Origin of the sequence: Paraburkholderia sp. UYCP14C (assembly GCF_004197395.1) — a bacterium.
Classification (GTDB): Bacteria; Pseudomonadota; Gammaproteobacteria; order Burkholderiales; family Burkholderiaceae; genus Paraburkholderia.
Genome location: NZ_SELS01000057.1, coordinates 46,590 through 53,262 on the forward strand (window position 1 = coordinate 46,590; position 6,673 = coordinate 53,262).

Consider the following 6,673-nt stretch of genomic DNA (forward strand, 5'->3'; position numbering starts at 1 on the left):
ATGGCATTTCTGTATTGGTTGTGCGATTTGTTTCGACAGACTACGGCTTGTTTGCATGCAAGGAACAGCCGGATATAGATCGGTTGTCATTTAAAGTCAGGATTGGAGACACATGAGAACAAAATTACTTCCGCTGATAGTCTTCCCCGCTCTCGTCGGCGTTGCACACGCTCAAAGCTCGGTGACGCTGTACGGCGTCATCAACCAAGGGGTCAACTACATTAACAATCAGGGTGGCGGTTCGGTCTTTGGCATGGTCAAAGGTCAAACCAACGGCAGCCGCTGGGGATTCCGTGGTGCAGAGGATCTTGGTGGCGGTATGAAGGCGGTGTTCGATCTGGAGAACGGTTTCGACGCATCGGCAGGCACGCTTTCGCAAGGTGGACGTCTCTTCGGCCGATCCGCATGGATGGGTCTGCAAACGCCGTACGGCCGACTAACGATGGGCCGACAATACGACGCGATGCATGATGATGTGGGCGAGCCCCTGGGAGCAACGGGCATCTGGGCGTGGATCGGGAGCCACCAGGGCGATTTCGATAACCTGAACGCGAATTTCCGGTGGGACAGTTCGATTCGCTATATCTCGCCCACTTTCGCGGGTTTCAAATTCGATGGGGTATTCGCACCGGGCGGGACGCCGGGTAACTTTGCGACAAATCGCCGGTATCAACTGGCTATGACCTACGCTTCGGGTCCTGTTCTCGGCGTGATTGCATACGAGAATATCAACAACCCTGCTGTCTCGGTCTACGACAGCACGGTAGGACCCGCTGATCCGAAATTCACGTCGCCGGGCAAATCGCCTTCATTCAGTGGCTTTTTGTCGGCGAATTCACAGGAGATCTTCGCAGCAGGTATTGGCTACAGGTTCGGTACTGGCGGTCAGGTCAGTTTGATCTACACACGCACGATCTTCAGCGACATGCTGAAGACTTCTACGACGCCTAATACCGGCTCGGCTACGCTCAGCAGCTATGAAGCCAACATCCGTTATCGCCTCGTGCCGACGTTGATGGTCGCTGCTGCCTACGACTATACGACAGTGCGTGCGCCCGGCAGATCGGCACACTATCACCAGGTCATTGCGGGTCCGGATTACTTCCTGTCCAAGGCCACGGATATCCAGCTTGCCGGGGTCTGGCAGGAAGCTGCAGGTAAAGATTCGACCGGCAAGGCGGCGGTCGCAACAATCGGATCGCTCGGTGCCTCGACCACACCGACCCAGGTCGCAGTGAAGCTCACGCTGCGACATCGCTTCTAAGCAGCGGCGCGGGGGTTCGCATCAAGAGCGAACCCCCACGCCCTTCCTTCAATGCTGCGGTTGCAGTTGAACCGTCCCGCACGGAAATCCGGACGTTCGATCGTCTCGCGATTTCTTCTTCGACCGGACTGCTGCGCGTCGCCACTCTCACGGGCGGTGCCATTCACATCACGAGCGATCTGCGCAAGTAAGCTATGCCTGATTACCAGACCCCATCCGAAGTGCGTTACAGAATCCAGACTTCGAATTCCTCGCCACGGCGCATTCGCGTGATCGCACTGACGGACAACGATCCAGAAGTCGCAAGCTGCCGCACTTATGCCGATGTGGAATTCTCGATGGCGAGCGATTTCGCTGCACTTTTGCAATGCTCGGATGCGGACGCCGACCTAAACCCTGAAGCGCTAGACGAATGGCTCGGTACGCCTGATACCGTCGTGATTGCGGGCCGTGAAGGTGACGATGCTCAAGCGATTGCGGTCGCGGCGAAGAGATACCGCATGAATGGCGTCACTGTGTCCGTCGTGATCAGCCCCTCCGGGAAGGCTTCTGGCAGCACGGCCGATACGCTGCGCCCTTACAGCACGATGATGGTTCTGCCGACCAACGCCGGTTATCTGGACGATCTGCTTTCCGCACTCGGCGCGTAGCAAGGAGAATATGTTGAAACGCGACATTAATCGATGGTGGACGGTAGTCGGCGGTGCGATCTGTCTCTCTGTCGGTGCAGGTGTGTTGTCGGCATTCATGTTCGGCATGTTTATCAAGGCGATCGCGGCCGAGAATCACTGGAGCCGCGCACAGGTGTCCCTCGGCCTGACTGTCTTCGAGTTTTCGATGGGACCGGGAACGATCCTTCTCGGTTCGCTCATCGACAAAATGGGGGTGCGTCGTCCTACCCTGCTATTTCTGATCCTGTTTGCGCTGTCCACGGCGCTCGTGGGTGTGTTGCCGGCATCTCCATGGATATTCGCACTGGCATTCCTTGCGGTCGGTCTGTTCGCGCCCAGCACGAACGCGCTGCCCTATGCGAAAGTCATTTGTGCCCGCTTCGATCATCAGCGTGGTCTGGCGCTCGGTTTGATGGTCGGCGGTACGGCAGTCGGCGCGATGTTCATGCCGCACTATGCGGGTTACCTGCTGATGCACTTCGGATGGCGTGCCGGTTACTTCGGCGTCGCTGCGTTGATGGCCGTGTTTTCCGTTCCCGCGCTCTACTTTCTCGTCAAGATGCCGCCAGGCGTCGACGAAGAGCTTGTGCGTAAAACCCATGCAGCGAGACACGAACTACCGTCGCTCTGGACACTTTTCCTCAACGATCACACGTTCCGTCTGTTGGGACTTTCAATCATCTGTGTGTCCGGTGTGCTGCTCGCGTTGCTCTCTCAGCTCGTACCGATGATGACCGATCGCGGCGAGACGGTCATGGCTGCTGCAACGATGCTGTCGATCGCCGGTTCTACATCGGCGGTTGGCCGTCTGTTCGCTGGCTGGTTGATGGATCGGGTTCACGCGCCCTATTGTGCCGCGATGTCGTTCGCGCTCACGCTTGTCGGTGTGCTCATTCTCGCCTCGGGTGCAACCTCTTATACAGCAATGATTGCTGCCGGACTGATCGGCATTTCGATCGGCGCGGAAGCAGACATCATCACGTTCATCGTCAGCCGCTACTTCGACCTGCGCCTGTTTGGACGCGTCAGTGGTGCGATGTGGATGGCGTGGGGATGGGGCGCCGGCATCATGATCTTCGCATCCGGGCTCTCGTTCGACCTCACCCACTCCTACCGGATCGCCCTCTGGACGTTTTCAGTCTTTGTTTCGATCGCCGTGGTCTCGATCATGCGTCTCGGGCCATACGTGTATCCCGAACAACGTGACCCGAAGAAGCGTGCCCCACTCGCGGCGAGCACCTCAGCCTGATTCCTGATACTTCTACTGGTGTTGTTTGGGGGTGCCTTTGGCGCCCCTTTTTATTTCCGATAAACGGGACGTTCAGAGCCGGGACGTTCAGAGTCGCTGACACAAGTCATCCACCAAGCATTGTTACTACGCGACGTCGAGCAAGTCGATTCGAAGTGCAGAACATTTCGTATCTGACTACCTGTTCGAGCCATTCCGAACGGGGTTAACCCGATAAACCGCGAATCCTGATTGACATCAATATTAGCGGCAAGTAGATTTAATTCATCGAAACTGGTTCGCCGGTCCGCATAGCGGAACTGAAATTCCACGAATAAGATCATGGAGAGAAATGGTCGAATTCTGGTAGAGAATTGAAATCACGTAACAGTTGGGGCAATAAACAATAAATGCTCTATATCCCCGTGTATCGGCGAACTGAAATGGAAGCGCTGCACGACGAGGGTCTGCTGCTGGAACAATCGGGCTGCTTCTGGAGGAATTCCTCTTTCCATTAATGCATGGAGCTTTCCGACTGAACGAGCACGTGCAAATACCGGGCCGCCTCTCGTGGCCGATATCGGTGCGATTGCTCGGTGATGGCGATGTACAAAACGCCATGGAACGGCGTCGGTGTTTCGTATGACCAGGCGCGCGACGTCCCTCAAGCAATAGCGTATTCGGGTCCTACGCGGTCAGTTCCGGCCGTACTTTTGCCGCTCAAGGACTGCCTGCGCTTGCTGCAGATTCTCCGGATAGCTGTCCTCGGCCACACCGGGGTTGTAGCCCGCCGCTTCCAGTTGTTCAAGTTCTTTGATCACCTGGGCGCGCGTGACGGACTCGGCTGCATGCGACACCATTGGGACGAGGATGAAAGCGGCGCAAAAAGCATTGATCAGGAGTTTCATGGTCCTACCTCTGAGGTGTAAACGTCGGACTTCTCAGATCAGCCTACAAATATTATAGACGGCCATAGGGAAATTACTAATTTACACATAGTGGGATTCAGCGTGCGTCAAATTGACGTGCGCCGTTTCCGAATTCGGGGAAGGAATTTCCGTTGTCAGATCGGACAACTTGAGGAAATGAGTGGGTGATTGAAGCGATCGGATTACGTCGCGCTTTCCTGCGAACGTATCCGCGCCCTCCTTCGATCATGCGTCCACCGAAAATCACGGGTTACGTGGATCAAAGCCCGCGCATAACCGAGCACGATTGGTCTGAATCAGTGATACGCGAGCATGCGTAAACGACCGTCCCGAATGCTGCCACATCCGGGGCGTCTTATTTCAAGCATGGAGACAGGATGATTACCCGACGTACCATATTGAAAGCCAGTTTGGGCCTCGCATCGAGCGCGGCATTCGTGTCGTTCCCTGCCAGATCGACCGAGGTAATTTCGCCGAATCTTGCACTGGCCGACTATAGCGGATCGGATCGCGCAGCCCGGATTCTCGCAGCAGCAAAAAAAGAAGGGCAGGTGAATTTTTACACCACGATCGCGAAATCGGACCTCGAGCCGTTATTCAGTCCGTTTGAGAAAAAGTACGGTGTCAAGGTCAACATCTGGCGCGCCGGCGATGCGCAAGTCGTGCAACGCGCCGTTTCAGAAGCGCGAGCCGGTCGCTATATGCCGGATAACGTGCATGTCGGCTCTTCGTTCCTCGATAATCTGCGACAGGAGAACCTGTTACAGCCTGTCTCATCTCCCATGTTCGCAGACCTGGTTCCAGGATCGGTGCCCGAACATCGCATGTGGGCGCCTACTCTGCTGTCCGTCTGGGTTCAGTCTTACAATACGAACGCCATCAAAAAAGAAGATCTGCCCTCTTCCTTTGAGGATCTGCTGTTGCCCAAATGGAAGGGCAAACTCGGCATCGAGTCGAAGAGCGCCGACTGGTTTGCAACCGTTTGTCAGCAGATGAGTACCGAAAAAGGCATCGCCTTCTTCAAGGAATTGATTGCCACTAATGGCGTATCTGTCCGCAACGGTAACTCATTGCTGAACAATATGGTCGCCTCAGGCGAAGTACCGCTTGCGCTTGAGACTTACAACTACATGCCTATGCAGGCGAAGCGCAAAAATGCACCTATCGACTGGTTTCTGTTGGAGCCAGCCGTTGCGCGAGCGAATGGCATTGCTCTGTTCAAACATGCACCGCATCCGGCCGCGGGCATGTTGCTCTACGATTACATGCTCTCGATGGACGCGCAAAACATTCTGGCGAATATGGACTACATCCCGACGCATCGGAATATCCCGTCACCGTTCCAGAACAGCCAGATAACGCCTGTCGATCCTGCGATGTCAGCGGCCGAGCGCAACAAATGGAATGACCTCTTTAACCACCTGTTTCTGGGTTAGAGCTCAAGTTCCTGAAAACAAGAAAACTGCCTGATTCAGGGCAGCTCTTCACTTTTCGCCCGACTGCGTCTTGCTGCTGGATTGCGATGCACCGACGGGATCCGAACCGTACGCAGTGTTAGCTTCGTTCTGTTGCGCCAGGATAGTCTGTGCGTGCTTCAGGTTCTGCGGGTAGTCGCTTTCATCGGCAGGGTTGTAGCCTGCCTTTTCCAGTTGAATCAACTCCGCGCGTACCTGCGCGTGCGTAAGCGAGTCGGCAGCACGCGACAGCACCGGAGCGATAAGGACAACGGCGAAGGCCATTTTGATGAGCAAATTCATATGAGATTTCTGTAGTGGTTCGTGGGTGCGCACAGGGGCAACCCGCGGAAACCATTATACGGGTTTTTACTTAAGCGGTGTTACTTATTTGGAAAGGCGTTCCTTCATGAGGAACGTCAAATGAACTCGGCATTGCCCGTATGGATGACATCCACGAGCAGATCCCTCAGCACTTTGGTCCGGTCTGGACCCGGACGGCAGCCGTGAGGCGAAGCTTCAAAGAAAGAGTGAACGAGACTTCACGCGCCGTCAGGCTTCGCGCGGTCGTCCAGAATCAACTGCAGGAACGTCGAACACGTCTTTGGCACGTTCAAGCACTGGATGGGCTCACACACTTCCTGACGCGCAGGCTGCCCAATGTAGGTACCGAGATGAGCCTGAACGTGCTTGCCTACAACCTTATGCGGGTGCTGAGAATCCTGGGGTTCAAGAAGACGATGAAGGCAATGCGGTTGGCGGGCGTGTGAGCACTCCGCACGTCCTAAAACAGATCCAGAAGAGCCTGCGAGACGATATCCGCGCCGTTTAACGGAGCAGCTTTGCCGTATTGGCCCCGAAGACAGTCAAGCGCGCCAGGTGGCGTAAGATCCGCGCATCGTATTGTGGTTCAGCGCGTGTTTCCACACACCCTGGGTCGGGAAGACTCGTTCATTGATGTGAGTAGAGCCATTAGCCGACGCCGGGTCGCGAATGGCAGCAAACCAACCTGGAGCCGACGCACCGCTCCTATCTCCGAGCGTCTCCTATGGCCGATTATGCCAAGTTGTTGATTATGGAAAGTAGCTGGTCGGAATCCGGGGCGCGAGCTGGTAGACAGCGGGCGG

6 protein-coding genes and 1 pseudogene are annotated in these 6,673 nt (G+C 55.7%); 5 read left to right on the plus strand and 2 right to left on the minus strand.

Translation table 11 applies throughout. From position 1 onward, the window contains the following. The first annotated feature begins 112 nt into the window (after positions 1 to 112). The 3 genes from EVC45_RS34905 to EVC45_RS34915 all read left to right on the plus strand — a co-directional run bounded on the left by EVC45_RS34905 (position 113) and on the right by EVC45_RS34915 (position 3,184). Positions 113 to 1,264 (plus strand): porin, encoded by a 1,152-nt coding sequence (locus EVC45_RS34905; RefSeq protein WP_129962700.1) that lies wholly within the window; start codon positions 113 to 115, stop codon positions 1,262 to 1,264. 269 nt (positions 1,265 to 1,533) lie between these two features. Then, positions 1,534 to 1,914 (plus strand): hypothetical protein, encoded by a 381-nt coding sequence (locus EVC45_RS34910; RefSeq protein WP_248295379.1) that lies wholly within the window; start codon positions 1,534 to 1,536, stop codon positions 1,912 to 1,914. Between the two features lie 10 nt (positions 1,915 to 1,924). After that, complete coding sequence (locus tag EVC45_RS34915; protein ID WP_248295375.1) at positions 1,925 to 3,184, plus strand: MFS transporter; 1,260 nt, start codon at positions 1,925 to 1,927, stop codon at positions 3,182 to 3,184. A 674-nt stretch (positions 3,185 to 3,858) separates the two neighbouring features. On the opposite strand, the gene EVC45_RS34920 is transcribed toward EVC45_RS34915, so the two are convergent. After that, positions 3,859 to 4,071, minus strand: a complete 213-nt coding sequence (locus EVC45_RS34920) for a DUF4148 domain-containing protein (RefSeq protein ID WP_129962702.1) — start codon at positions 4,069 to 4,071, stop codon at positions 3,859 to 3,861. 398 nt (positions 4,072 to 4,469) lie between these two features. Here EVC45_RS34920 and EVC45_RS34925 point away from each other — a divergent pair, with 398 nt between their 5' ends. Then, positions 4,470 to 5,528, plus strand: coding sequence for an ABC transporter substrate-binding protein (locus tag EVC45_RS34925; RefSeq protein ID WP_129962703.1), 1,059 nt, complete (start codon positions 4,470 to 4,472; stop codon positions 5,526 to 5,528). A 48-nt stretch (positions 5,529 to 5,576) separates the two neighbouring features. Here the strand turns inward: EVC45_RS34925 and EVC45_RS34930 are convergent, their stop codons facing one another. Next, on the minus strand, positions 5,577 to 5,849 hold the full coding sequence (locus EVC45_RS34930) for a DUF4148 domain-containing protein (RefSeq protein ID WP_129962704.1): 273 nt from the start codon (positions 5,847 to 5,849) through the stop codon (positions 5,577 to 5,579). A 282-nt stretch (positions 5,850 to 6,131) separates the two neighbouring features. Between EVC45_RS34930 and EVC45_RS34935 the strand changes: the two are divergent. Then, positions 6,132 to 6,316 (plus strand): annotated as a pseudogene (locus tag EVC45_RS34935) (IS5/IS1182 family transposase); the annotation flags it as partial. Between the last annotated feature and the right edge of the window lie 357 nt (positions 6,317 to 6,673).

Coding starts and splice junctions, on each gene's coding strand:
- EVC45_RS34905 (WP_129962700.1), top strand. CDS start 113: ATGAGAACAAAATTACTTCCGCTGATAGTCTTCCCCGCTCTCGTCGGC.
- EVC45_RS34915 (WP_248295375.1), top strand. CDS start 1,925: ATGTTGAAACGCGACATTAATCGATGGTGGACGGTAGTCGGCGGTGCG.
- EVC45_RS34920 (WP_129962702.1), bottom strand. CDS start 4,071: ATGAAACTCCTGATCAATGCTTTTTGCGCCGCTTTCATCCTCGTCCCA.
- EVC45_RS34925 (WP_129962703.1), top strand. CDS start 4,470: ATGATTACCCGACGTACCATATTGAAAGCCAGTTTGGGCCTCGCATCG.
- EVC45_RS34930 (WP_129962704.1), bottom strand. CDS start 5,849: ATGAATTTGCTCATCAAAATGGCCTTCGCCGTTGTCCTTATCGCTCCG.